The 26,577-nt window shown below is 40.8% G+C and carries 19 protein-coding genes; 11 read left to right on the top strand and 8 right to left on the bottom strand.

Features of this window, described 5'->3' with window-relative positions; genetic code table 11:
- Positions 1-16 precede the first annotated feature (16 nt).
- On the top strand, positions 17-1,411 hold the full coding sequence (locus GLIP_RS06005; protein ID WP_008843702.1) for an NAD(P)(+) transhydrogenase (Re/Si-specific) subunit beta: 1,395 nt from the start codon (positions 17-19) through the stop codon (positions 1,409-1,411).
- Between the two features lie 36 nt (positions 1,412-1,447).
- On the opposite strand, the gene GLIP_RS06010 is transcribed toward GLIP_RS06005, so the two are convergent.
- From GLIP_RS06010 to GLIP_RS06035, 6 genes are all read right to left on the bottom strand, one after another.
- Positions 1,448-2,899 (bottom strand): NADPH cytochrome P450 oxidoreductase family protein, encoded by a 1,452-nt coding sequence (locus tag GLIP_RS06010; protein ID WP_008843703.1) that lies wholly within the window; start codon positions 2,897-2,899, stop codon positions 1,448-1,450.
- A gap of 14 nt (positions 2,900-2,913) precedes the next feature.
- Entirely contained in the window at positions 2,914-3,747 is an 834-nt protein-coding gene (locus GLIP_RS06015) for a DUF4198 domain-containing protein (protein WP_008843704.1), read from the bottom strand.
- Positions 3,748-3,764: 17 nt separating this feature from the next.
- Positions 3,765-4,298, bottom strand: a complete 534-nt coding sequence (locus GLIP_RS06020) for a DUF2271 domain-containing protein (RefSeq protein WP_040522065.1) — start codon at positions 4,296-4,298, stop codon at positions 3,765-3,767.
- Between the two features lie 11 nt (positions 4,299-4,309).
- The gene (locus GLIP_RS06025; protein ID WP_040522067.1) at positions 4,310-4,909 is read right to left on the bottom strand and encodes a PepSY-associated TM helix domain-containing protein; all 600 of its coding nucleotides are present in this window, start codon (positions 4,907-4,909) and stop codon (positions 4,310-4,312) included.
- 49 nt (positions 4,910-4,958) lie between these two features.
- On the bottom strand, positions 4,959-7,334 hold the full coding sequence (locus GLIP_RS06030; RefSeq protein WP_008843705.1) for a TonB-dependent receptor domain-containing protein: 2,376 nt from the start codon (positions 7,332-7,334) through the stop codon (positions 4,959-4,961).
- A 193-nt stretch (positions 7,335-7,527) separates the two neighbouring features.
- The gene (locus tag GLIP_RS06035; RefSeq protein WP_008843706.1) at positions 7,528-8,532 is read right to left on the bottom strand and encodes a 5'-methylthioadenosine/S-adenosylhomocysteine nucleosidase family protein; all 1,005 of its coding nucleotides are present in this window, start codon (positions 8,530-8,532) and stop codon (positions 7,528-7,530) included.
- Positions 8,533-8,739: 207 nt separating this feature from the next.
- On the opposite strand from GLIP_RS06035, the gene GLIP_RS06040 reads away from it, so the two are divergent.
- From GLIP_RS06040 to GLIP_RS06080, 9 genes are all read left to right on the top strand, one after another.
- A complete protein-coding gene (locus GLIP_RS06040; RefSeq protein ID WP_008843707.1) occupies positions 8,740-9,468 on the top strand; it encodes a hypothetical protein in 729 nt (242 codons plus the stop codon).
- Between the two features lie 478 nt (positions 9,469-9,946).
- Positions 9,947-10,780 (top strand): nitrate- and nitrite sensing domain-containing protein, encoded by an 834-nt coding sequence (locus tag GLIP_RS06045; protein ID WP_008843708.1) that lies wholly within the window; start codon positions 9,947-9,949, stop codon positions 10,778-10,780.
- Positions 10,781-10,870: 90 nt separating this feature from the next.
- Positions 10,871-11,173: a DUF2845 domain-containing protein gene (locus tag GLIP_RS06050; protein WP_008843709.1), complete on the top strand. Its 303-nt coding sequence runs from the start codon at positions 10,871-10,873 to the stop codon at positions 11,171-11,173.
- Between the two features lie 172 nt (positions 11,174-11,345).
- A complete protein-coding gene (locus GLIP_RS06055; protein ID WP_008843710.1) occupies positions 11,346-11,978 on the top strand; it encodes an RpiB/LacA/LacB family sugar-phosphate isomerase in 633 nt (210 codons plus the stop codon).
- Positions 11,979-12,301: 323 nt separating this feature from the next.
- Entirely contained in the window at positions 12,302-15,637 is a 3,336-nt protein-coding gene (locus GLIP_RS06060) for an MHYT domain-containing protein (protein ID WP_040522071.1), read from the top strand.
- A gap of 18 nt (positions 15,638-15,655) precedes the next feature.
- Positions 15,656-16,648 carry a response regulator gene (locus tag GLIP_RS06065; RefSeq protein WP_008843713.1) on the top strand — a complete coding sequence of 331 codons (993 nt, stop codon included), beginning with the start codon at positions 15,656-15,658 and terminating at the stop codon, positions 16,646-16,648.
- Between the two features lie 450 nt (positions 16,649-17,098).
- Positions 17,099-18,400, top strand: coding sequence for a methyl-accepting chemotaxis protein (locus GLIP_RS06070; RefSeq protein WP_008843714.1), 1,302 nt, complete (start codon positions 17,099-17,101; stop codon positions 18,398-18,400).
- Between the two features lie 128 nt (positions 18,401-18,528).
- Positions 18,529-19,407 (top strand): hypothetical protein, encoded by an 879-nt coding sequence (locus GLIP_RS06075; RefSeq protein ID WP_008843715.1) that lies wholly within the window; start codon positions 18,529-18,531, stop codon positions 19,405-19,407.
- A 9-nt stretch (positions 19,408-19,416) separates the two neighbouring features.
- Positions 19,417-20,607: a DUF4785 domain-containing protein gene (locus GLIP_RS06080; RefSeq protein ID WP_008843716.1), complete on the top strand. Its 1,191-nt coding sequence runs from the start codon at positions 19,417-19,419 to the stop codon at positions 20,605-20,607.
- 50 nt (positions 20,608-20,657) lie between these two features.
- Here GLIP_RS06080 and GLIP_RS06085 read toward each other — a convergent pair whose 3' ends face one another.
- Together GLIP_RS06085 and GLIP_RS06090 are read right to left on the bottom strand one after the other, a co-directional pair.
- On the bottom strand, positions 20,658-22,520 hold the full coding sequence (locus GLIP_RS06085) for a glycoside hydrolase family 3 protein (RefSeq protein ID WP_008843717.1): 1,863 nt from the start codon (positions 22,518-22,520) through the stop codon (positions 20,658-20,660).
- Positions 22,513-24,729 carry a glycoside hydrolase family 3 N-terminal domain-containing protein gene (locus GLIP_RS06090; RefSeq protein WP_040522074.1) on the bottom strand — a complete coding sequence of 739 codons (2,217 nt, stop codon included), beginning with the start codon at positions 24,727-24,729 and terminating at the stop codon, positions 22,513-22,515. Before GLIP_RS06090 ends, GLIP_RS06085 begins: the two co-directional genes overlap by 8 nt.
- 384 nt (positions 24,730-25,113) lie before the next feature.
- Here GLIP_RS06090 and GLIP_RS06095 point away from each other — a divergent pair, with 384 nt between their 5' ends.
- Positions 25,114-26,574: an MFS transporter gene (locus tag GLIP_RS06095; RefSeq protein WP_008843720.1), complete on the top strand. Its 1,461-nt coding sequence runs from the start codon at positions 25,114-25,116 to the stop codon at positions 26,572-26,574.
- Positions 26,575-26,577 lie beyond the last annotated feature (3 nt).

Consider the following 26,577-nt stretch of genomic DNA (forward strand, 5'->3'; position numbering starts at 1 on the left):
TGTAAAGGAAATTATTATGATTGAAACAACTTCGACTTCAGCGTTGGTCATTAATCTTACGTATGTGCTGGCTGCTGCCTTGTTTATTTTCGGGTTGAAATTTTTAGGACATCCTTCCACAGCTAGAAAAGGAAATATGTTATCTGCAGTGGGGATGTTGTTGGCCATTGTGGTGACTTTATTTGATAAAAATATCATCAGCTTTGAATGGATAGCTATCGCAATTATTGCCGGTACGATCGTGGGCTTTTTTGCTGCACGCTTGGTCGCCATGACTGCTATGCCTGAGTTAGTTTCATTGCTAAATGGTATTGGCGGGCTCGCCAGTGTATTCGTGGCATGGTCTACTTTGGAGGCAGGTACGTACTTATCGGGTTTTGTGATGCTAGTTACGTTTCTTGCTTTGTTGATTGGCGCAGTTACTTTTTCAGGTAGTTTGGTCGCTTGGGCAAAATTAAGTGAGCGTATTAGCGGCAGAGCGGTTACATTTAAAGGTCAAGTGACGTTTAATTTATTATTGGTCACAACCATTGTGTTTTGTGGCTATTTATTTGTAGCTAGTCCTGAGTTTTCACCTAGTTTTAGCATTGTCTTGTATACCTTAATGGGCTTAGCGTTGTTGTTTGGGATCATGTTGGTATTGCCAATCGGTGGCGCTGACATGCCTGTGGTTATCTCACTGCTCAATAGCTATTCAGGTTTAGCCGCCTGTGCCGCTGGATTTGCTCTGCAAAACAATATTCTGATTGTTGCAGGTTCTTTAGTTGGAGCCAGTGGGATCATTTTAACCAGCATTATGTGTAAGGCAATGAACCGCTCGTTATCCAATGTGTTGTTTAGTGGTTTTATGCCTGTTGTTGAATCCAACATGGTAATCGAAGGTGAAGTAAAACCCTTGTCAGCAGATGATGCCTACTATGTATTGGAGGCAGCGCAATCTGTTGTTGTCATCCCAGGCTATGGAATGGCGGTAGCGCAAGCTCAGCATGCTATGAAAGAGTTGCAGGTGTTGCTAGAGGAAAACGGTGCTGAAGTGGCTTACGCTATTCATCCGGTGGCAGGCCGTATGCCAGGTCATATGAACGTGTTATTAGCTGAAGCAGACGTTTCTTATGAGCAGCTATTTGAGATGGAAGAAATCAATAAACGGATTGAAAACTTCGATGTTGCCTTGGTGATTGGCGCAAATGATGTGGTTAATCCTGCCGCTAGAGAAATGAAAGGCAGCCCCATTTATGGCATGCCCGTTATCAATGCAGATTTAGCGAAAAACGTCTTTGTATTGAAACGTGGAATGGCGTCTGGTTTTGCCGGAGTCGATAATCCGTTGTTCTTTAAGCCCAATTGTCGGATGATTTTTGGTGATGCAAAAGAAACATTAGGTGTCATGATTAGGCAGTTTTCTGATTAAAATCCGAAACTGCCAACCCATTTAAAATAATTCGAATTAATATAAATCGCGACGATAACGACCATTTGCTAATAAAGCGGAGACATTATCCTGCCCCAAGAATTTAATAAATGCTTGGTGCACGCTGTCTCCCATCCCTGTTTTATTGCCACAAATGTAGATGTCGGCTCCTTGGTGAATCATAGCCTTAAGTTTTTTGTTATTTGCTTGCAACACATCTTGCACATATTTCGGGGACTCTGGGTGCTGTGAATAGGCAAAATCAATATCTGTAATAACTCCTTGGTTTCGCCATCCCATTAATTCATTATTTAGCATGGTGTCCGTAACCGGATGACGTTCCCCATAAATAACCCAAACCTTACCAGCATTATTCATAAGTGAACGTTCAGCTAATTGCGCTCGCAATCCCGCTAATCCACTTCCTGCTCCAATTAGAAGCAGAGGGCGAGTTGCATTGTCGATATGACAACGACTATTGGCGCGGACTTTCCCGCGCGTAATGTCGTTAATTTCACTAAATTGCGTTAACCAACCTGAACCTATACCCGGTTGGCCATTTGCATGGGTTTGTAATCGTACAATCAGTTTTAACTGATTTTCGTGTTGTGCCGATGCAATTGAGTAATCACGATGGGGCAAGGGTGAGAGTGTTTTTAACCAATGCGTTAAATCTCCCTCTGGCGGCTGATTGGGTAACTCATGAGAGCGTAAATGTTGCTTGAGTGAGATTGCCTTATCACCTTTATTTAGCGTTACATCTCCATTAACCTGATGCTTCTCTAACCAGCTTCCAATATGTTTTTCACTGTTACAAGGTTGTACCGAAACGACATCGCCAGCTCGCCACTTTGGAATTTCAGTTTCGCTGTTAAATGTAAGTAGAAAAAGGGGAGCGTTCAGACTGTTTGGGTTTAGGCGTGTGCGTTCAACTAATCGCCAACTGAAATACTCTGTAGTAGCGTGCTCCGATTGCACTGGTGTGCTTTTTTGACTGTCGAGTTCAACAACTTCAGATTCTGACTGTGCGCCTAATTTAGCCAAACTGCGGTGCAAATTGTGCCCAAAAGCACAGAAATGTGCATAGTTGCTGTCACCCAACGCGGTAACTGAATAACGCATGTGTGACAAATCGACGGCTAGCTTTTTAGATTGTATCGCGTGGTAAAAACGCTGCCCATTATCCGGTGGTTCACCATTTCCATAGGTACTTACAACGAAGTGGGCTTGCTTAGTCGTGCGCAAAATTTGCTGACAAACCCGGTCTAAAGGCAATAAGTTTACTTTGTCGCTAGAGCCAAGCTGCTGTGCTTTCTGTGTCGCCAATGCTGCAGCAGCGCCACTTTGACTAGCATACGCAATTAATGTCGAGGCCGCTTTGTTGAGTTTAGGTCGAGTGCGCCTATGACGCACATAAAGACCAACACACCAAAGCAACCATAACAGCGTTAATAATATTGCAAAAATGACACGGGGTGTTTCGTACAAAATAATAACCCAAATTACATAGGTAAGACTTCAAATGTTACGGCGTAGCTTCCACTGCGTTTAGTGGCAGGAGCTGCAACTTGATCATCTTCATATTCTGCTTCTAAGAAATATCGTCCCGCGGTAGGCCAAGCAACAACAAACTCGCCTTTTTCGTTGGCAGTTAGCTTTATTTCGTTTTGTTGATCTCGATAACGTACACCATCGGGAATAATTTCAATCTTCGCACCTTTGGCTGGTTTACCGTCAATTAATAGCTTAAATGTAGCTTCTTCGCCTGCATATAAATCGTTAGGATGTGTTAATGGGACCATTTCTAAACCTTGGTTGGTCGGCGTAAACACTTCATTGGTTGGCGCCCCTAATGTCACAAACGTTTCAATACGACGATAGCTGCGACTGACGCGTAATTTATTGGCGTTTTTGGGGACAGCAGTAGCGAAATCTGAATCAGGAGCGGATTGTCCACGACCTGGCCACATTTTACGCTTACCATCTTCGTCTTCCCAGATTGCTCGTAAACCACCGCCACTAGTCGCTAATTTGTACGTACCTTCTTGTTTCAACTGGATGTCAAACGTACTGCGATATTTCCCTTTCGCGGGGTTAAGTAACTCTACAGCTTCACCGTTTGGACCGAATGCCTTAACACTATCAAGGTTCATTGCGAAATGGTCAGGGAAAAATAACGTATTTGATATGGCTGCATCAAATGTCACATAGGGTGAATCACCTGATAAAACTGTAGAACTAGGCAGAATCCATGCTCTGTGTGCTTGCGCTTGCATAGCGAGCGTAGCAGTTAATATGCCCGCAGCGGTTAATTTTATTAAATTTATGGTTTTCATGTTATTGCTCCGGTAATTTATAATTCTTTGTTCAGCAAACTTAAGCTAATTTCACCTAGTTCAGATTTGCCGCTTTTAGAAATTGGCAAAATGGATGTATCTAATGGCAGCGTTAAAGGCAGTTCAATCAGCTCCCGACCGCCTACTTCTCTTGCTGCTTCAATACGTAATTTGTAATTGCCAGGTGTGAGTGCTTTTAGATTATCTGCATTAAGATCAATATTGATTTGGTGACTACCAGGGCCTTTTGTTGCAGATGTTAATCCGTCATAAGGCAACTCAAGACTGCGACCACCGCGACGCCACCATTGACGAATATCCTTAAGCCATTCTTGTCCTTCATTGTCCGCCATATTTACGTCATACCAGATTGCAATTTGGGTCGATTTTCTAGCTTCGCTTTCTACCCAAACAGCTAAATATGGACTATGGTACTCAGCAACATTTAGCTGAGGGATATTGATCGTTAATGCTAATTCTTTGCTATTTGCGTTCGCGGTAAGCGCAGTAAACAAAACACTAGCAAATAAAAAACGCTTAGGTATTTTCATAAAATTACTCTTTAGTGAATAAACATCAGCATGATCACCAGCGGAATTAAAATACCTAATACCGCTAGTGGTGCTGTTGCCTGTCGATGAGAAGACTGACGCCACAATAAAATTAAGCCAGTAATACTGAAAACAATACAGCCACCTGCAAATATATCAATGAACCAACGCCAAACTGTGCCGCTATCGCGACCTTTATGTAAGTCGTTGAAATACGCTAGCCAGCCTCGGTCAGTATCTTCAAACAGAAACTCTCCGGTCTGCTTATCAATCGCTAACCATGCATCTCCACCCGGGCGGGGCAGTGGAACATATAACTCATCACCATCCCACTCACTCCGATAGTGTCTGGGAATAGTGATTTGTTGTTCATGGTAAAACCAAGCGACTATTTCCGCGGACAGGTAAGCCGGTTGTAAGTCGTCAACTAACCAGGGTTGCAACAGCGATGAAGGTATCTTTTCTTCGATACTTCTTACTGTCGGCTGAGCCGGAATATCTGCAGCGTGATTAAGGGTTATGCCAGTCACAGCAAAAAGCAACATACCTGCCATACAAACAGAGGCACTTATCCAATGCCATTGCCTTATTGAACCGAGTGAGACGCGCATAACATAACCCATTTTATTGTTTTAATTAAAAGCTTAAATTATTGAGAAATTAGAACGCAAGGTTAACGCCTACCCAAAAGTTTCGTGCTTTGTCTTTCACGTTGTAGTCATCGGTGAATACAACTTCGCTAACAGCTCCTCGACCTGTTAAATATTCGAATTCACCGTCACCATTGAGGTCATTATAGTCAGTACTATAAGAGGTGAAATCTGTATCTAATAGGTTGTTAACCCTTGCATTTAAGGTGATATGCTCATTTATTTCATAAGTAGCACCTAAATTTAGCAAATGGTAATTTTTGTAGTAAAGAGCTTTATCTAAATTTGTATCCCAACCACGATATCTGTCAGAACGTATTTCGCTTTGTAAATATAGATTGAATACTTCTGTCGCTTGCCAACTGAGGGTCAAGTTCGCCATATGTTCCGCTGTATTGGTTAAAGGTTGACCAGCAGATGAACCGCTTTTTTGCTCACTGTCTGTCCATGTATAGTTTCCACGAAATGACAAAGTTTGAGATATTTGGTAACTACCGGCTACTTCGATACCTTGTAACTCGACTTCATCAATATTCACTTTTTGACTATAAGTTGAATATCCTAATGAGTCATATTCACCTAAATTAACACAAGGACGAACGCCACCAGTTGCTTCACAGCTATAAACAGTGTCACCACTAGCAATTTTATCTTCAAAATTGGTTTGGAAATAAGTGATGTTAAAATTGTGCTCGCTAACATCAGAACTCCAGTATAAGGCGATTTCACTATTTACACTGGTTTCTGGTTTTAGATCTGGGTTGCCGGCAAATGGGCTAGTTCCCTGTCCACCAAAACCTGTAATACCATCATATAAATCGGTCGTCTGCGGGGTTTTGTAACCAGTACTTACTCCACCTTTTACGGTCCAGTTGTCAGCAAGATTATAAACCGCATAAAGACGTGGAGATGTTTGACTTCCAAATACGTCATGATTGTCGTAGCGGATACCAGCTGTTAACGTAAAGTAATCAGTAATCATCCAATTGTCTTCAGCAAATAATGAATGCATTTTTTGCTCTTGAACACCACCAGCGTCACCATCTTCAAGTCCAAATACACCGTCTTCCAATTCACCGTCTATTACCTGCCCACCGACTATAAATACGTGTTCGCCAGCTAGGTTATTGATAGGTATGTCAACTTTTACATCAAGTGTATATTGGCTACTTGCAAGAGGACGCTCAGGACGCGGTAGAAACGTCTCTTCGGCTAAGTTTTTACGTTCATCTTCAGTCATATCAGCGTAAATACCTGTACCATCGTACATTTGTTGCAATAGTACTCGCTCAGCAACTGAAAAGGGTAACGTACGCCCGTTGTTTTCTGTATCTACATAAGATAATGAAACATTGCTGGTACCGAAATCCCACTTGCCTTCATGTGATAACGACCACCATGTGCGATTAAACTCTTGATCTGCGGCATAACCTACACGCGGGTTTACTGCACCACCACTGGTGCGCCATACAGACTCAATATTGTCTTTAGTACCAAGTGGATAGGTAATTTCACCCGTCTGTATATCGTAGGACGGAGTGTTATCATAAACTTGGTTGGAAACATCAAAGTCAAAACGGATGTGTTGTGTTTCTGCAGGGCTATAATTGATTGAAAATCCAAACTGTTTATTGGTATTGTCTACCGTTTTACCACCACTTCCAAACCCAAGTGAACGATAATGTACTTCGCCATTCGGATCGGTAGCGGGTTCAAACTCAGGAGAAGATGCGAGTTGTTCATATACACTGCCGCGCAAGCCAACACTAAGTACGCCAGGAATTAGTGGACCGGTAACGCTGAAATCTGTGGTGATATCGTCACCAAAGTCATCATCAGTTTGAAGACTGCGGCCAAATGTAATAGCACCCGACCAATTGTCAGTGTGTTTTTTGGTGATGACATTAATTACACCACCTAGCGCGTCGGCTCCGTAAAGTGTTGAAGCTGGCCCACGAATTACCTCAATTCGTTCAATTGAATCAACAGGTGGTATGTGATTAAACGCATTTCCACCGAAATTATTCGGATAAATATCACCATGGTTATTTTGACGAATACCATTAATAAGAATAAGTGTGTACTCACCAGTTAGGCCACGCATACTGACTGAGCCTTGGCCTGTCTTGTCGCGGCTTGTTCCGATATCAACACCTTCCTGATATTTAACAGCATCGAGAATTGAGGTATACATCCGGGTTTTAAGATCTTCGTTAGTGATAATCGAAATACTGGCAGGGGCTTCGGTTAGTTTTTGTTCGAAACCTGCTGCAGTAACAACCATTCTTTCTAAACCTGGCTCTTGTATTTCTTCAGCAAATAGTCCTTGGTGACAACTTGCTATAGCAATAATTGCCGCTGAACGTGTATCAATCCAATTTTTCATCGTATTCCTATGTGTGTGTGATTATAAATTTGAACGCTCGGGATATTACAGAAAAGAAATCTTAATGTAAACAATAATAAGAACCATTCTCAATTGTGTGGTTGTGCAGCTATAGGTTGGAGTTAAAATTTGAAAGTTGAATCAATGAATTTTGAGGTTTAAATAGCAATTCGATATTGAATTGCTATTTATTTTATTGAGTTTGAACCTGAACTATTTGTTCGAGTAAACCAATCAACAACTGGGCACCGGTTCCAGAAGCAATGGCGTCAAACACATTCTCTTCGTTTTTACCCTGTTGTCCACCGGCCAAATCACTTATTGAACGGATCACAATCCAATCTACTTCATTTACAAAACAAACTTGCCCAATTGCAGCGGATTCCATTTCTGCTACTTGAGCCTGATAAACTCTTTGTTGCCATTGACGATATTCAGCATTGTCTAAAAACACTGAACCGGTTACACCATTTCCACCAACTTTAATATTAATTGCTTGCCCAGATGGCATCTTGATCGGGTCTATTGTAGATAATGCTTTTTGGGTCAGCTCAATCAATTCGGGCGTAACAGTGAAATAAGGCATTTGCTTTGGTTCTTCCCAACCTTGTTTAATAACGGACATTTCTTCTGGATGAACAAACCCAAAATTTTCATAGGCCGGTGCATTAGGATCATCTTCACGCCTTTGCTCATAGCGCTTTAATGCATTCTCGTAATAATCTGGCAACACATATTCGTCTGGTTTTTCAGAGTTCGGATTGACATAGACCGACTCATCATGGAAATACCATCGTTCAGGAACGGCAATATCGCCGGGTTGAAATACTGGATTAACGCCGCCAGCAATACCCATCATCACAACGCGATCGATTGGAAAATAGTCCAATGCCATCTGCATGGTCATTGCAGCATTAGGAACACTGATACCGGTGGTAAAAATAACGATAGGTTCTCCCTTAAAATGGCCTAGTTGATATTTTACCCCCTTAATCGTTAGAGTTTGTTCAATCTGCGCCCCTTCTAACTTTTCAAAAGCTTGGTCAATAGCTTCAATTTCCGGTGCATATGCCGCAACAACAGCGGTCCATTTTTCTTGGTCTGGGAAGGTTTTCGGCCCATATTTTTCGTCAATGATTGGGTTCGCGAATACATAAGTACTGCAGATAAGAACTAAAAATGAGACAACTTTTCGCATTTAGGATCCTTTTACGTTTTATGGCTAGTTTTAAATAACAACATAACATGGTTACTTTGTAAGGTTATTTATGTTTTAACAAGTGCACAGCAATTTACAGACCAAGAAAAAATCGCCTCGAAAAAATGGATCAATATTTCCATAATCTAAGGGTAATAAAATACGAGCTCTGCTAAAGTTAATAAGATGGAATGGGAATGGTAATTTATGAAGCTAATTTTGATTTTGTTTTTTGCTACCTTGACGTTTTCAGTAAAGTCTGAGGAATATACGATTAATGTTGTTGAGGCTTTAAAAGAAGATCCAAGCCTTCAGAAGCTGAAGGATTTCTACACAGAAATTTATAAAAGCATAAATTATTCTCCTACATTTGTTTTTTATCCATCCAAGCGCGGCTTAAAAATGGTAAATGAAGGGGAATTAGATGCAGAAGCTTTGCGACTTGATTTGGTGGGAGCGCAGTTTGAACAGTTAGTCCAGGTGGACGAACCGATAGGAACCTTGCGCGCTGGCTATTTTTGTATCAAAAAAAGTGACTGTGCGGTTGATGATTCGAGTGTACTCGGGGTTTTGGCTACGTTTCGCGGTGCTAAAAGTTTTTGCGATAGAGCTAAGTTAAATTGCCAATATATCGATACTCCAACCTCAATGGCCAAAATGATGGACACTGGGTTGTTTGACGCTATATTTGCCACTGAATTAGAAGTAGGCAAAATCTTATGTAATTCCAGTTCAGAGGTGTTTTACTATTTCGAAGACAAAAATTTCGAACTTACTCTCTATCACTTTATTAATGTCAAACATCTGAAGATCAAAAAAAGGTTAGAAAAGGCCATACGAGTTGCGTCAAAAAGCGGGAGAGCAGCGGTTCAGTTCCCTATCGAAAAGTTGCAAAATTTAACCTGTGAAAAGTCAGTTAAACTGCTAACTGACTGAACTTCGTCTTGTCATACTGAATTCCAATCCAAATTTTAAAATCGCAATCGTTTGCACTGCTAAAGTGCAAACGTACCGGTTCTGTGCAACGAAAAACCGTCTAAATTCTAGCCCCTGCAAGAAATTTAATGGAGTTAGCATAATTTTATACTCAAATGATAAATAGCTAATTGAAGCTATTTTTTATTTCCTACTAAAGACTAATTGCAATCTTGGACTAATCTGTGGCGCAATTATTGCTTTCTAGTCTATGTAATGCTCGCTCTGTTAATTGCTATAGTGCTCATTAGAAGCATTACATATTCAAAGTAATGTCCACCAATTAATTTACCAATTTAATTTGGTGATAAAGACGTGAACAGGAGGATTTTAAGATAAACGATTTAGTTGTAAGAATCGGTAATATCAATACAAAGAGAATTTACGTGAAACGCGTGTTTAGTTTATTTTTCCAACCTTTAAGTCAAGCGGAGTATGTATGTTAGAAACACTTACCATCATATTAACCTTGTTAATATTCTCACTGGTTTCGATCAGAGCTTATTCACGAGTAACGGAACGCTTGAAGTTAGTTCGCACGCTAGACCTAATCTCTCAGCTTAAAACGTTAATTACTAGCTTGCAAAGGCATAGAGGTCTATCTGCAGGTTACTTAAATGGTAACAATCGCGTTGAACCACTTATCTTGGAGTTACGCCAGAAAATTTACTTGTGTATGGTCAGCTTAGATAGGGATCGTGTGTTTAGTCGGCAGTCTCGCTGGTTAAGTTTTATGGATCATTGGCCTCGGCTTGAAAAAAATTGCTTTGGGCTAACTGGTCAAGAAAGCTTTACTCAACATACCAATCTGATTGAGAACTTGCTTCGTTTACTTGAAGTGGCGGCACAAGAATGGAAGAGATCACATAACTTACCTAGAGAAATTATAGACTTGCAGTGTATATGGAAAGAACTCCCTATGGCCGTAGAGTTCATTGGGCAAGCTCGCGCTATTGGAATGGCTGTCGCCGTGTCTGGAAATATCACTAAATTAGAAAGAAATAAGATTAAATTCTTGGAACAAAAAATACAGGAATACTCATTAACTTCTTTTAGTCGTTTAGCGGGACGCTCTAACGAAGAGAGTAAAGAGTTGATTATCTCAGCACGCAATGCCTGCAAAGTATTTACCGAAACGCTCAAACATGAACTGATTTTACCTAGTGATGTTCATCTTAATAGTGATAGCTACTTCACATTGGCCAGCAGCACTATGGAATCAATGAATAATCTTCTCGACAATGAAATAAAACGAATCAAAGCATATACCTGATATAAAATTGAACCCCTTTATTGAGAGGACGCTTTGCTACTCGTTGTCACTTTGATAGAGTCTTTACACGTTTATCATTACGAGCGTGTTATGGTTTTTAACTTCAAACGAAAATGCATTTTAGGATTATGCCTAATATTCAGTGCCGGTAGTGCTTATGCCGATTCGATGCGCTGTGGTTCCAAATTAATTAAAACCGGTGATTCGACCATTGATGTGTTGCTAAAATGCGGAGATCCTAATTATAAAGAAGACCTCAGCAAACATCAAAAAAAGCACACCCGAGTGAATGTCGAACGTCATTTGTACAAAAGAGAAAAAGGACAGCTTCAAAAAATTCTTGTATTTCACGATGGTGTTTTGGTGGAAATACAAAATGGACCACGTAATTAATTTATAGGCAGTAGGGGTTGTCACCTAATCTTAGGCAATTTATGTAAAACTACGAAATCGAGTACCTAACGTTCCAGATTTGGATATTAATTAATATAAATGCATATTTGTTTTAAAAGTTAGCTGAATTTTGTTGTTTTAGAGCGCTCAGTTTTTTATTTCAGGAAATTTTATGAAAATCGCATTGATGAATGAATTCAGCCAAGCAGCAAAAAACAACATTATCTTACCTCAGCTTGAAGCCGTGGCTGAGCAACATGGCCATCAAGTGTTTAATGTTGGAATGAGTGACGACGATGATCATAGGTTAACTTACATTCATTTAGGCATTATTTCAGCGTTATTACTCAATGCTAAGGCGGTTGACTTCGTTGTTGCAGGTTGCGGTACAGGCCAAGGCGCCCTGATGTCTTTGAATGCTTACCCTGGGGTTGCATGTGGATATTGTATTGACCCAGCAGATGCCTATTTGTTTGCACAAATTAACAATGGCAATGCATTGGCATTACCTTTTGCAAAAGGTTTTGGTTGGGGAGCAGAACTAAATCTACGTTATATTTTTGAAAAAGCCTTCACAGGTGAAACTGGACTAGGATATCCACCAGAAAGACGTGAATCACAGGTTGCCAATGCAGGCATCTTAGATGGCGTCAAAACGGTCACTTGCAGACCTTTGCTGGAAGGCTTAAAAGGTCTAGATCCTGAATTGTTGAAAACAGCAGTTGGCGGGGCGCGTTTCCAGTCATGTTTCTTTGAAAATTGTCAGGACAACGAGCTGGCAGATTTTGTAAAATCCATTTTATGATGTAGGGAAGCAGAGGATATTCATTCTCTGCTTCTTTTCTAACGATTTCATCGTATTTCTGCGCTATGTAATGACTTGTCTAACAAGTATGCTGCTCTCACTCAACCCATAAAACGCTATGCAACTCGGTGTAAACGCATATAATAAATTAGACGTCTTCTGTAAATTCCATACTTGACCTTTTAGACGTTTGTAACTAAGTCGGTTAAGCTAGACATATTCATATTAAAATTCAATTAAATGCAGTGGGTGTATGACCTTCAGTCAGATAAATAACGAAAAATTAAACTGGCTTAACTATGCAAGGACAAGGCTCTTTTTAGATGAATATAACGATTAAAAACATTTTTGAAGAGGTTCCAAGCAATCTTTTGGTAGTTGGGCAATTTGATTATAAATTGGTTTTACTATCGTTGCTGATTGCGATATTTGCCTCTTTTATGGCGTTCCATGTTTGCTCCCAAGCCGCCACAACCGTCTCTCCAAAACGCCGACAAGTGGCATTAATGGTCAGTAGTATTGCTTTGGGTGGTGGTGTTTGGTCGATGCACTTCATTGGTATGTTGGCATTTGATCTTTGCACGGACGTAACCTATGGATGGCAACTTACATTACTTTCATTGTTTCCAGCCGTAGCCGCTTCGTGGGTGGCTCAAAACCTACTCATACAAGACAACATTACTAAAAAGCAACTTATCTTAGGTGGCGTGTTGGTTGGGGCGGGCATCGGTACTATGCATTATGTTGGAATGGCGGCCATGGAGATGGCACCGCTACTTCGATATGACTTAAGCATGTTTTTAGTATCGATTTTGGTCGCGGTTTGCTTAGCAATTGTTGCGCTGTATATTCGTTTTGGTTTGGATAGCATCACCAAAATTCACATCAATGACTTGTCGAAATCAGTAGTGGCGAGCATCGTGATGGGCATGGCGATTTCAGGCATGCACTATACCGGCATGGCAGCGGCTAGGTTTGTTTTACCGCCAGGTATGGAATTGTCATCGCAATCTGGACAAATTTCGTTTTATTTAGCTCTGAGCATATCTTTCATTACGGTTGTTATTATCGCTCTTGTCTTAGGTTTGAATATCATTTTCAAGTACAAGGATATTTCGGCGCGCTCATTATTAAATGAAAAACGTTTACTTGCCACAATGGATACCGCGCTCGATGGCATAATTACTATCGATGAAAAAGGCAAAGTGATAAGCGTTAACCGTTCAGTTTCAAATTTGCTGGGCTGGACTACACAGGAGCTGATAGGAAGTAACGTGAATAAAATCGTGCCAGGCCCAGACCATAGCATGCATGATAGTTATATCCTCGATTATTTACGTACGCGTGAAGCCCAAATCATTGGCAACAGTCGAGAGGTAAAAGCGCTTACAAAGCAGGGTGAAACAATTCCTGTAGGCTTGAGTATCGGTCATGTAGAAATAGAGAGTCAGCATTTATTTGTGGCTTTTTTGACTGATTTACGCGAGCGCATAAAAATGGAAGCGGCACTTAGAGAAAACGAAGCGAGATTTCGTTCTCTGCTCGGTAATTTACCAGGCATTGCTTATCGCTGTTTTAATCAAGATGAATGGCCATTTTTGTTTGTTAGTGACGAAATTGAAAACAAAATTGGATATCCAGCAGAAGATTTTATCTTGCCGTGTGTTAAGCGTCGTTTTTCCGATTTTGTTCATCCAGATGATTTGGCGCAGATTGCCGCTACTGATTTGAGCCACCCAGATGGATTTGTGCTTGACTACCGAGTTATTGATAAAAATGGCCAAACCAAATGGATGTTAGGGTACGGAAGAGCTACGCAAAGTGAAGATGGTAGTGAGCAGTACCTTGATGGCTTCATTATGGATATTAGTCAACGCAAAGCCATGGAAAATGAATTGGTGCAGGCTAAAGAAAAAGCTGAACAAGCTGCGGCCGCACGTTCCGCTTTCTTAGCTAATATGAGTCATGAAATCCGTACGCCGATGAACGCAGTGGTAGGATTTAGCGATATTTTATTGGATAGTGGATTGACGGCAAGCCAGAAAAAACATGTCAACACCATTAATCAATCTGCGAAATCGCTGATGCACATTCTCAATGATATTTTGGATAGTGCTAAATTAGATAAAGGTAAGTTTCAGCTTGAGTATCGCGATTTTTCTTTAATAGAAGAAGTTGATGCAGTCGTGTCGACACTATGGTTGCAAGCGCAGAAAAAAGGGTTAACGATCAATTTGACTGTCGATCCTGAGATTCGCGGCCACTACCACGGTGTACCTGACAGAATTCGACAAACGTTAACCAATCTGGTGGGCAACGCAGTCAAATTTACCCAAAAAGGCAATATATCCATTATTGTGTCTAAGCATACACAGGGGCAAATCAAATTTGAAATAAAAGACACTGGCATCGGCATGTCTCCCAAACAATTAGAAACGGTGTTTGAAGCTTTTGAGCAAGCTGATGAATCGATGAGTCGTCGATTTGGAGGTACTGGTTTAGGAACAACCATTAGTAAACAGCTAGTTGAATTGATGGGGGGGAGTATTTCGGCCACAAGTCAAACTAACGTTGGTTCGTGTTTTACATTTACCCTGCCACTTAAAAGAGTGGATGCTGCAGCTAAAACAGAGCGTAAAAAAGTGCTTAGTAAACTGCCTAAATTACGGATTTTAGTAGTTGACGACCTGCAACAAAATATAGATCTGTTGACTATCTTACTTAAACGCGAAGAGCACACTGTCATCGCGGCTAGAGATGGGGAACAAGCGCTTATTCGTATGCGAAATGACGAACCTGATATTGTCCTTATGGATATTCAAATGCCAGTGATGGACGGATTAAGCGCGTCTCGTGAACGACGTAAACAAGAGCAGAAAGAAGGATTAGCGCATATCCCAATCATTGCATTAACTGCTAGTGTGTTGGAAAAAGATAAAATGTCTGCTTTTGAAGCCGGCATGGATGGCTTTGCGAATAAACCGGTTGATTTCGATTTGTTGACATTTGAGATTGCTAAAGTACTGCAAATAGATAAAGACGTTACACAATCTGAATCTTTAGATACCGAAAAGACTGAACTGTCATCTATTGATGTAGACACTGGTTCGGCATTATGGGGCTCCAAAACGACTTTATTTACGCAAATAAGTGAATTCATTCGAGATTGTGACGCTAAGTTGGAACAGTTAATCTTTTTTATCGAAATTGAAGAGTGGTCGGAACTAGAACAAAGTGTACATGCAATAAAAGGGGTCGCGGGTAATTTAGCTTTAGTTAAATTTGCCAGTTTTGCTAGCGAACTGGAAAAAAACGTCGCCAGCGCTGATGCTCCGATATTGCATAAATCGATTAATTCGATGAAAGAAGAATTGCACGAAATTGCCAAATGTGTCGGTTTACGTAATCAGGAGTCGCATCAAACACTAGATGAAGTAGAAAATCTAAGTGATGAAGCGTTATTATTGGTGCTAGAAGAATTAACTAGTTACGTGAAGAATAACGAATTCAATGAATCGCTTTTAGATCAGCTTTCAACCCAAACTAATCATAAGCACTTTGATAAAATGTTAAAGATTGTAGAAGCACTGAATGATTTTGAATTTGAAAAAGCATTGGAAATAATTGAACTAACGCAAAGTGAATTGAGTGTTAATTAAAGGATGTAAGAATAATTTATGATTGCCGCTGATAGCCAAAAAAAACTGTTAGTCGTTGATGATGAACCAACCAACCTTAGAGTGTTGAATCAGACTTTACGCGAATATTATTCTCTCACCTTTGCGAAAAGTGGAGCGGAGGCATTAGAGCTAGTTAACAAAGTTAAACCTGACTTGATCTTGCTAGATGTAATGATGCCTGGAATGACAGGCTATGAAGTATGCCAAACGCTTAAATCTAATTCCGCCACTCGCCACATACCAGTGATTTTTGTTACCGCGTTAGGCGATGCCATAGACGAAGCTAAAGGGTTTGAGGTAGGCGCTGTCGATTATATATCAAAGCCAATTACGCCCGTTGTAGTTAAAGCTCGCGTCGCTACCCATTTATCTTTAGTGAATGCCGAAGAGCTGAGAAGAACCCGTTTACAGGTTATACAGCGGTTAGGGCGAGCCTCTGAGTACAAAGACAATGAAACGGGTATGCATGTGGTCAGGATGAGTCATTATTCGCGATTGTTAGCACTTGCTTGTGGTTTTTCAGAAAATGCCGCAGACGATATTTTTAATGCTGCTCCTATGCATGATATTGGTAAGATTGGAATTCCGGATAACATCATGTTAAAGCCTGCTAGGTTAACTGAAGAAGAATTTGAAGAAATGAAAAAGCACCCGCAAATAGGAGCGGAAATCTTAGGCGAATCAGATTCCGATTTAATTGAGTTGGCTAAAGTTGTGTCGTTAACCCACCATGAAAAGTGGGATGGTAGCGGATATCCTAAGGGCTTGGCGGGCGAAGAAATACCTATTCACGGACGTATTGTCGCGTTAGCCGATGTATTTGACGCATTAACCAGTAAGCGACCATATAAAGAAGCCTGGTCAATTGATAAAACCATGGAATATCTACAGCAACAAAAAGGCAAACATTTTGATCCGCAACTTGTTGATTTATTTCAGCAAAATTTGGATAAAATGCTTGAAATCAAAGAGCGCTGGCAAGAAGACTGAAGCAATTTGGTTTATGCTAAATGATGTAAGCGCACCGTGACTTTTTCATGCGTTTACTTTATTCAATTTCCTTTTTTGTCCGTCACGCTACTTTTGATTTTTTTAAGTAAAGTCTCCGCAAAATTTAATCCTACTTTTAAGTATATCCATACCCTCTACATTGCAATGACTTCAAACTTATTTATTATTGGTAATATTAGTTACCGCATTGAATTATAAGAAGTTATTTTCAAATAATTAATCACTTTTTGCAGTACATCGATGAATATTTGTGTTAATTTTGACCAAGCTTGAGAGTGATTTTAATTAACTATTCTGATTATGTTTAAATGTCAAAGTACTTTTGGTCATCTTAATTTAGTTTACTTAAATTACCATTCAGGTTTTAAAAGGCGTTGCAGTTCAAACTGTATGAAGAGTGTGTAAGTATCAATAAATTAAGATAAAAGTATGTTTAATAGAAATTTAAAAGAACAGATAGTTGCGTTAGAGAGTTCGTTAAGTGAGCAAGTCTCGTTAGTAAAGTCAATTCAAAAACACGTGGCATATATCGAATTTACTCCCGAAGGGACGATACTGATGGCCAATTCGCTATTTCTATCAGTGGTGCACTATGATAAGGATGAGGTCATCGGACAACATCATCGAATGTTCTGTGACACCTTATATTGTAATTCAAAAGAATATCAGGAATTTTGGAAAACATTACAATCTGGAAAAAGTATTTCTGGCACATTTTCGCGCTTTATTAAAGGTGGTGAAGTTGTTTGGCTAGACGCAACCTATTTTCCCATTTTAGATAACGGAAAAGTGACAAAAGTGGTGAAGATTGCCACTGATGTCACTGAAAAGTACATGTCGTTGCAAACCCAGTTAGCAATCAGTAAAGCTTTAAATCTGTCGATGGCTGTAATTGAATTTACTCCTCAGGGTGAAATTTTGTTTGCCAATGAAAATTTCCTGAAAACAATGGATTGTAGTTTGGCAGAAATACAAGGTAAACATCATAAAATATTCTGTTCTGACAAGTTTTATCAAGAAAACCCCAACTTTTGGAATGATTTGGAAAACGGGAAATTAACCTCTGGTATGTTTACTAGAAAATCATTAAGTGGCAAAGAAATCTGGTTAGAAGCGTCTTATAACCCCATAAAGTCAGAGAATGGTAAAGTCGTTAAAGTCATCAAGTTTGCTACAGATATAACTGACCGAGTGAATCACAACTTAGCAGTGTCTCAAGCGGCTGAAGTCGCATATTCTACCGCTGTAGAAACGGCGCAGATTGCGCTTGAAGGTTCAAACACATTAAAAAATGCTATTGAAAATTCGAATACTATCGAACAGCAAGTGGTTAAATCTGTTCAACTAATTCAAAACCTTGGTAAACAATCCAACCTGATAGGTACCATTGTATCTACAATAAGTTCAATTGCAGATCAAACCAATTTATTAGCTTTAAATGCGGCTATTGAGGCTGCCAGAGCTGGTGATACTGGCCGCGGGTTTGCGGTAGTAGCAGATGAAGTGCGTCAATTGGCTGCGCGTACGAGTAACTCTACCCAAGAAATAGGTGACGTGGTGCGACTCAACCAAGAGTTGACAGATGAAGTTACCCTACAAATTTCATCGGTTTCTGATACTGCCCAAAAAGGCACAGATCTGTTGCACACAATGGAAACCGTCATTCACGAAATTAACCAAGGGGCGGAAAATGTTTCACGTTCCGTTTCGGCAATTTCTGATAACGCCTAAATATTGCTAATCAGAATTCGATTACTAAATCGATAAAATTCCTTGTCAGAAATATTTGTTCAAAAAATGGTCTACAATTTGTAAGCTACATTTGCTGAACTTAATAATAATGATTAAAGGAACCAACTATGTTTATACCTACTCTCAAAAAAGCTTGGGATTGGCGAATTCTGTTGACAGTCAGCTTTTTACTCGCAGGTTTTTCGCATCAAGCTTATGCCCTCAAAGGTGTTGTTTTTATTCACGGCACAGGATATCAAACCAATGCGTTAGATGATTATTGGTCACCTGAATTTGTCGATTCTGTCATGCAGGGAAATGACAATCCCTATTTAGTAGTGAATTGCGATTTCGAAGAATTTATTTGGAAAGATCGGGCTGCTGTTTGTGTGGCGGATCAAATTTATCGGTGGGGCTTAGCCCTTAAGCTTACAGAATTGTACATTATAACCCACTCTAACGGCGCAAATGTAGTGCGTTGGATCCTCTCAAATCCTACTTGGGATGCGCGCTATCCGATAATTATACAGGCCACAACTGATGTGACTGCAATTGCTCCTTCTAGCGGAGGTACGCCGCTCGCTAACGCCGTCGTTAATGGTAATGTATTTGAACAAAGTTTGGGATGGTTATTAGGCTATGCCAGCGATGGCGTCTTTTTGCAACAAGTAGAATACATGGCCTTTATGAATGAGTTTTGGTTATTAGGCACGCAAGGAAACGATTTGCCTGTGCCTTTCAAAGTCATTACAGGAACCGATGTTGAATCATCACCATTTGATGGCGATAGCTACTGCGGCGGTTATTCAAATCAAGTCGCACTAGAGTTTACGCAAAATTGGCTGGATTCTTGTTCTGATGGTTTCTTAGAGTGCAGTTCGCAAGAAGTAGCAGGTACCACATGGTTTAGAGATATTCAGCGAACTGATGGGGCTGAGCCATTGAGTCATCAGCAATCACGGCGTGTGTGTTTTGGGTTTAACGAAATCATTCGTGATGACATATAGGTGATGACAATGAAAAAGCATGTAAATATCCAATTTTTTATCGCCTTACTTTTATGCTGCTTTGCACTAATCAGTCGTGCTGGTGATCTAAGTCATTATAGCAAAGTGATTTCTAAGTCATCTCAGCTACTCGACACCGACCATTCTTATAGTTCGAGCAGCAAAGAATATTGGTTTGAAACTAACGGCGCTGCATTAATGCAAGGTGTTGCCATAAACAATACTAGTCCACGGGTGTTAATGTTGATTTCTCAGGCGCGGGAAGATGTCAGTTCGAATACCCAACAGTCTGATGCAAAATTAGACATTGGCTTGATGCAACTGCAAACTCAATCAGGAGAGGTGGTAGATAGCAAGCAGGTTTCTGAACCGCAACTGGCTCAAACGGGGTTTTTATCTAAATCTGCGGCCATGTTTACTGATAAACAAGCACAAGACAATGGCCCTTTATTGCTAAAAACCCAACAAGCACTCGATCCGCAAGATCGCTTTCTGATTATGATTCGCGAACCAGACAGTGATTACGCTTTAAACTTAAACACCACGAGTCAAAGTGTGGATCATAATCGCACCGTACTGGCCACTGTTTCTATGACTTTGCCAGCAAACAACGGTATTAAATCAAAATCGTTAAATCCAGTGAACTACTTGGCCACGCTAATTGGTATGGATGGCAGCAAAGTAAAACTAAAATCGAAAATGCTTAATGGCCAACTGGTGATTCAGCGACCAGATTTACAAAACATTATTGCGCCAATAAATGGCTTGTATGAATTATTAGTTGAAGCACAAGGTAATCACAACGGTCTATCGTTTCATCGCAAAGGAAAGCTGGCATTTGCATTTAGTCGTCCAACGGCGAGCTTTGCAGACACTAAAGTTGACGTAAGCAATTTAGATCAAGCGCAAGTCAGTGTCCTTGTGAATGAATTTAGCCGTTATGAAGTACGCGCAGTGTTATATGGCACAAAAAACGGTGTCTTAATTCCGGTGTTGGAAACGCAAGTTGCGCAGTCGTTAAACGCTGGTATGGCAGCTATGCCGCTGAACTTTGATCGCAAGTTACTTAATACTGCCGGTGTCACAGCCCCTTATAAAGTGTCTAATTTGAGGTTGTATGATCAGCATCAAATGGCACTTTTGGAAGAATATAATGAAGTGAATAACGTCGTGTTACCTGGTAAACCGCGTTTTCGCTAACCCTTAAATCCGTTCCCTGTCCTATTGTCGGTGTTTGATTTTAGGACAGGTTAAACTGCAGATTTAGCCAGTGTTTTTACCGGGTAAGTTAAGCCAAAGCCAACAGGATAAATAGTGTCAAAGGCTTGTTTTTCCAGATCTATATTTGATTGTGAATTGTCAGGCCAACTAAACCCCAACTTACCTGAAAAAGCTGCTTTAGCATATAGTACATCTGCCACACCATCTCCTTCAGAGCCCGGTAGCCAAGCTGCTATGAAAGCAGAAGATTGTGTAATTTCGGAGGTAGTTATAAGTGGACGACCAGAGATTAATATTGTGACTACCGGAATGCCTTTGACTTTTAGTGTTTTAATCGTTTGCAATGCTTGAGGATACATCACTTGTAGTTCCAACGAGTTGCCTGATGCAGGTTGCATTCTGAGCTGCCCATTGATTTGCAAGCCTGATTTGAACATCACATCATCATCATATCTAATATCACCTAAACCTTCAGCATATGGGCGCTCGCCAACTACTACAATAGCGACGTCGAACTGATTCGGGTCAATATCAGTTATTTCGCCCGCGCCAATAAATTGCGCGTTGGTTGCTTGGTTTTGGATTCCTTGCCAGATTGAAGTAGCGGCTGGGAATTCTTCGTTTCCATCATCACCTTGCCATGAGATAGTGAAACCACCGCACTGATAACCAATGTTGTCAGCACTATTTCCAGTCACCAAAATTCGCGAGTTTTTACTTAGCGGTAATACGTGATCATGGTTTTTAAGCAACACCAAAGACTTTTGCACAGCCTTACGTGCAACGTTACGATGTTGTTTTGAACCAAAGCTGGCATGATTAGCCAATTGACGCTTTGATGGACGAGGTTTTTCAAATAAGCCGATTGCCATTTTCACTGACAATATTCTGCGTACTGCGTCATTGATGCGTTCAATCGGTACCGTACCTAGTTCTACGTGTGAAATTAAATGTTCAATAAATTGTTTCCAATTGCCGGGAACCATAAACATGTCGATGCCAGCATTTACGCCCTTTGCTACTGCAATATAAAAGTCTTCGGCTAAATCATCGATGCCCTGCATATCAGAAATTAATATCCCTGAAAATTGCATGTTACCTTTTAAAATATCAGTAAGTAGATGACGGTTGCCATGGCACTTTTCACCGTTCCAACTACTAAACGACACCATTATCGACAGCGCGCCAGCTTCAATCGCTTGGTAATATGGACGAACATGAATTTGCTCTAATTGCTGCCAATCAAGAATTGTATCGCCTTGATCGACACCATGTAACGTGCCTCCGTCTCCTATCCAATGTTTTGCGCATGCCAATACTCCTGATTGCGGTAGTGCAGATTGCAAGCCAGTGATCATTGATTTAGCAAAGTCACATACCAAGTCTGTACGTTCTGAAAAACTCTCATAGGTTCTCCCCCAATGATAATCCTCTGCTACCGCTAAATTGGGCGAAAAAACCCAATCAACACCGATTGCACAGACTTCCTTTGCTGTAATTTCGGCAATTTGTTCAATTAAATCAAAGTCGGCACCGGCCCCTAAACCAATATTGTGGGGGAAAACAACCGCGTCTTTGACGTTGTTATTACCGTGCACCGCATCAATACCGTAAATCACTGGGATAGCTAGATGATCTGCGTCAGTTTGCATCGAGGCAAGCCAGTAAGCATCTGTCATTTCCAACCAATCTTTTAATCGATTATTGCCCGGCACAGAGCCTGCAGCACTTAATACTGAACCTAGGTGATATTGATATACATCTTGCGCGGTGCAGGTTGAGCGTTCAGCTTGAGTCATTTGTCCAATTTTCTGAGCGAGCGTCATTTTGGCCATTAAGGCCTCTACATTAGCAATAATTTGTTGGTTAATGTTTTGCTTGCTCTTAATCATGGGTTAACTCGAATTCGGCCATTAATTCGGACGATGAGCTTCCAGAAACCCAAAGATGAAATTTGCCGGCTTCGTTGGTGAGCTCCATATTTCGGTTATAAAATGCCAGCTCAGTGGGTGCTAATTCAAATTCAACCACTTGTGAGCTGCCCGCGTTTATGCAAATTCGCTTAAACTGTTTTAATTCCTTTACCGGACGGGTTACGCTGCCAACTAAATCTCGTATGTATAGTTGAACCACTTCTTCTGCGTTGTATTTTCCAGTATTTTTAACCGTAATTTTGATGTGCAGTTTTTCTCCGCGATCTAGGCTTTTTTTATCAAGGGTTAAATTGGAATACTCAAAACGCCCGTATGACAACCCAAAGCCAAACTCATACAGCGGAGAAAAGTGTGTATCTAAGTGAGTGGCGGCCATTCCTAACGATGTTTGCGGGGAGCGTTCAGGGATATTGTCCATGTGTATAAATTGCGATTCTGTTGAAGGCTTACCGGTATGTTTTTGATTATAGTAAATGGGTATTTGACCTACTTTTCGCGGAAAAGTAACGGGCAGTTTGCCACTAGGAGAGCTCACTCCTAACAACAATTCAGAAATGGCTGGACCACCCATAGTGCCGGGATGCCAAGCAAAAAGTATACTGTCTACTTTATCTACGATAGGCTCTAGCGTTAATGGTCTGCCTGCCATGATCACCAGCACAATTGATTTGCCAGTGGCTGCGATTTCTTCAATTAACAGCTGTTGATTACCAGGTAAGTTTAGTTCAGCGCGGCTGTGAGCTTCTCCGGATAAGATAGATTCTTCTCCTAAACATAAAATCACCACATCTGATTGTTCCGCGAGTCTTATCGACTCGGCAAATAAATCTGTACCGTAACTTCGAGTATTCGTCATGCCTTTAGCAAACTTAATCTCAACTGCGTCACCCAGGTCGCGTCTTAACGCGTTTAGCAACGTAACACTGTATTCGGCTTCACCATCAAAAATCCAAGTTCCAAGCTGCTCATATCCGTCATTGGCTAATGGGCCAATTACCGCAATACTATTTAATTGGTCAGGGTGAAGGGGCAAGGTTTGATTGTTATTTTGCAATAACACGCAACTTTTTAATGCGAGTTGTTTTGCAATTTCCAGATCTTTATTGGCATAAAAAACCGGCTGATTGGCGTCAGCAGTGAAATCCACCTCAAATAAACCTAACTTTTCTTTGAGGTCGAGTATGCGCAATACTTTGCTATCAATATCTTGTTCTGTAATTTTTCCTGCGTTTAATAAAGTAGTTAGATGATCACGGTAAGTATGACTTACCATTTCCATATCAACTCCTGCATCAAACGCAGTGAAGGCCGACTCTTGAGGCGTTGCAGTTAAACCGTGAATTTGAAGTTGAGCAATAGACTCCCAATCGCTCACTACTAAGCCGGGGTATTGCCACTCCTTGCGTAAAATAGTATCTAGCAACCATTTGTTGCCGCTGGCTGGAAGTCCATCTAAATCACTAAAAGAAGACATGAACGAAGCCACTCCAGCATCAGCGGCGGCTTTAAATGGCGGTAAATAAATATTGCGCAATTCGTTTTCAGGAATATTGGTTGTGCAGTAGTCGCGGCCACTTTCAGAGGCACCATAACCAACAAAATGTTTAGCACAAGCGGCTATATAGTTACTTTTTTTAAGATTTTCCCCTTGAAAACCTTTGATCATGGAAACACCCATAACAGATGATAAAACCGGATCTTCCCCAAAGCTTTCAGCTATTCTGCCCCATCGAGGGTCACGACTGATATCGATCATCGGTGCGAATGTCCAATTAATCCCTATACTTGCCGCTTCAGAACCTGCTATGCCGGCAGCTAGCTTGATCAATTCAGGATCCCAACTTGCGGCTTGACCTAGTGGAATAGGAAAAATAGTTTTAAAGCCATGAATGACGTCTCTGCCGACTAATAAAGGAATCCCCAGTCGGCTTTTTTGGCTGGCGATACGTTGTAACTTTAATATTGTTTTTGGGTCGACTTCATTGATCACTGAACCGACTATTCCTTTTGCGACATCTTCTGCCAATTGTTGGCTATCGTTTCCCATCACTTGACTCAATTGACCAATTTTTTCTTGTAAATTCATTCGAGAAATTAGTTCTGTAACTCGTTTTGAGTATTGATGTACTGCACTTTTCGGAGATGAGAATGTTGAAGGTTTGTGCATAAGAAAATCCGCATGCCTGTTGAGAAAAGTCTTCGAATTGTGAATAAAAGCTGCGAAGAAAATGAATATGTAATGTCAGCGTTTTTAGACGCCTATCTAAACATAATATTTTTGCCTCACAATTCAATTTAAATAAGCTAAAGTGGACTAACTAGTAGTTGAGTCGGCCGATAAATGAAAACGATTTGTTAGTAATCATTTGCTATGAACTTTAGTTTAATGGACGTTAAATCTATCATTGCCCGCTTTATCGTGCGTTTTGTCACCGCTTGCCGTATTTAGTTTGTCTGCTTGATTTAAAAGTGTAACTTTGATGTTAATAGATTTTACACTGCGCTAATTCGCTTGGCTCAAACCCTCAAAGTGGTTAAAAGTAGATTACTAATGACGAATACGACAGCAGATGTTTCTGCCTCTGGTCATACAGAAGTGACCGCACACCGTGACAAAATTCCCGTTCTCCGCAAATTTATCTATGGCTTAGGTGCATTGGTCAATAACCTATTAGGGGCAGCCATCGGTGGAATGGTTATCGTCCTCAATTTAGGTCTGGCGATGAATCCGGCGCTTGTGGGGTTAGTCAGTGCTTTGCCTCGGTTAACTGACGCACTTACCGACCCGTTAATGGGTTATATCAGTGATAATACCAAAACGAAATGGGGTCGCCGTCGGCCGTATATTTTCTGTGGTGCGATAGTTGCGGGATTGGTATACGCACTGATCTGGCAATTGCCTAGAGAACAAAGCGAGATGTTCTATTTCTGGTTTTTTCTGATAGGTTCATTGTTTTTTTATTTGGCTTATACGGTATTCGCTACGCCCTACATCGCGCTTGGATACGAGCTTACGCCAGATTATCATGAACGAACACGGCTGATGGCAGTGCAAAACTTTATGGGACAAATGGCGTATTTGCTAGCGCCTTGGTTTCTGTGGTTTATGCAAAATGACAATTTGTTTGATGACATGATCCAAGGGGCGGGTTGGCTGGCCATTATTATTGGGGCATTTACTATCTTCGTTGGTATTTTACCGGCTATTTTCCTCAAAGAACCCAATTTAGCAATTTTGGATAAACCGGCAAAAACGGATACTGAAACGTTCAGTCCGGGCATAAAAGGCTTTTTTAAGGGCTTTGCTGAAACACTCAAAAATAAGCCCTTTTTATGTCTTTGTGGTGCGACGTTTTTAGTCTTTAACGGATTTATGATGGTGTCGTCCTTTCAGTTTTACGTGATTATTTATTATGTATTTGCCGGAGATACGAATTTAGGCTCTGAATATGCCGGCTGGGCAGGGACCTTGTCGGCATTTTCAACGTTTTGTGTGATTTTTATCACAGCTAAACTGTCAACTATGTTTGGTAAACGTCGTGCGTTTTTTATCGCAATCGGGTTATCAATAGTCGGTTATGCGTTGAAATGGTTCTGCTATACCCCTGACAATCCATGGTTGATTTTAATTCCGGTCCCATTTATCGCATTTGGCTTAGGGGGATTATTTACCTTGATGGGGTCGATGATCGCAGATGTATGTGACGTTGATGAGTTAAAAACCTTTGCGCGCAGAGAGGGGATGTTCGGCTCAATCTACTGGTGGGTAGTTAAATTGGGTATGGCGGTAGCACTAGCGGCAGGTGGATTTATATTAACTGCAACCGGATTTGATGTCGCACTGGCCGGTGAACAAACGTCTACCACAATTACTTTAATGCGCATTGCGGATGCCGGTATCCCTCTGATTTGTTCAATAATCGCTATCGGCTTAATTGTTATTTATCCCATTGATGAAAAAACTGCTAGGCAGGTCAGAAATCAACTCGAAATGCGACGTGGGAAAGTATAAATA

Source organism: Aliiglaciecola lipolytica E3 (assembly GCF_000314975.1).
GTDB classification, from domain to species: Bacteria; Pseudomonadota; Gammaproteobacteria; order Enterobacterales; family Alteromonadaceae; genus Aliiglaciecola; species Aliiglaciecola lipolytica.

Excerpts from the sequence above, each read along its gene's own strand:
- GLIP_RS06005 (WP_008843702.1), top strand. The coding sequence starts at position 17 with ATGATTGAAACAACTTCGACTTCAGCGTTGGTCATTAATCTTACGTAT.
- GLIP_RS06015 (WP_008843704.1), bottom strand. The coding sequence starts at position 3,747 with ATGAAAACCATAAATTTAATAAAATTAACCGCTGCGGGCATATTAACT.
- GLIP_RS06020 (WP_040522065.1), bottom strand. The coding sequence starts at position 4,298 with ATGAAAATACCTAAGCGTTTTTTATTTGCTAGTGTTTTGTTTACTGCG.
- GLIP_RS06025 (WP_040522067.1), bottom strand. The coding sequence starts at position 4,909 with ATGCGCGTCTCACTCGGTTCAATAAGGCAATGGCATTGGATAAGTGCC.
- GLIP_RS06030 (WP_008843705.1), bottom strand. The coding sequence starts at position 7,334 with ATGAAAAATTGGATTGATACACGTTCAGCGGCAATTATTGCTATAGCA.
- GLIP_RS06035 (WP_008843706.1), bottom strand. The coding sequence starts at position 8,532 with ATGCGAAAAGTTGTCTCATTTTTAGTTCTTATCTGCAGTACTTATGTA.
- GLIP_RS06040 (WP_008843707.1), top strand. The coding sequence starts at position 8,740 with ATGAAGCTAATTTTGATTTTGTTTTTTGCTACCTTGACGTTTTCAGTA.
- GLIP_RS06045 (WP_008843708.1), top strand. The coding sequence starts at position 9,947 with ATGTTAGAAACACTTACCATCATATTAACCTTGTTAATATTCTCACTG.
- GLIP_RS06050 (WP_008843709.1), top strand. The coding sequence starts at position 10,871 with ATGGTTTTTAACTTCAAACGAAAATGCATTTTAGGATTATGCCTAATA.
- GLIP_RS06055 (WP_008843710.1), top strand. The coding sequence starts at position 11,346 with ATGAAAATCGCATTGATGAATGAATTCAGCCAAGCAGCAAAAAACAAC.
- GLIP_RS06060 (WP_040522071.1), top strand. The coding sequence starts at position 12,302 with ATGAATATAACGATTAAAAACATTTTTGAAGAGGTTCCAAGCAATCTT.
- GLIP_RS06065 (WP_008843713.1), top strand. The coding sequence starts at position 15,656 with ATGATTGCCGCTGATAGCCAAAAAAAACTGTTAGTCGTTGATGATGAA.
- GLIP_RS06070 (WP_008843714.1), top strand. The coding sequence starts at position 17,099 with ATGTTTAATAGAAATTTAAAAGAACAGATAGTTGCGTTAGAGAGTTCG.
- GLIP_RS06075 (WP_008843715.1), top strand. The coding sequence starts at position 18,529 with ATGTTTATACCTACTCTCAAAAAAGCTTGGGATTGGCGAATTCTGTTG.
- GLIP_RS06080 (WP_008843716.1), top strand. The coding sequence starts at position 19,417 with ATGAAAAAGCATGTAAATATCCAATTTTTTATCGCCTTACTTTTATGC.
- GLIP_RS06085 (WP_008843717.1), bottom strand. The coding sequence starts at position 22,520 with ATGATTAAGAGCAAGCAAAACATTAACCAACAAATTATTGCTAATGTA.
- GLIP_RS06090 (WP_040522074.1), bottom strand. The coding sequence starts at position 24,729 with ATGCACAAACCTTCAACATTCTCATCTCCGAAAAGTGCAGTACATCAA.
- GLIP_RS06095 (WP_008843720.1), top strand. The coding sequence starts at position 25,114 with ATGACGAATACGACAGCAGATGTTTCTGCCTCTGGTCATACAGAAGTG.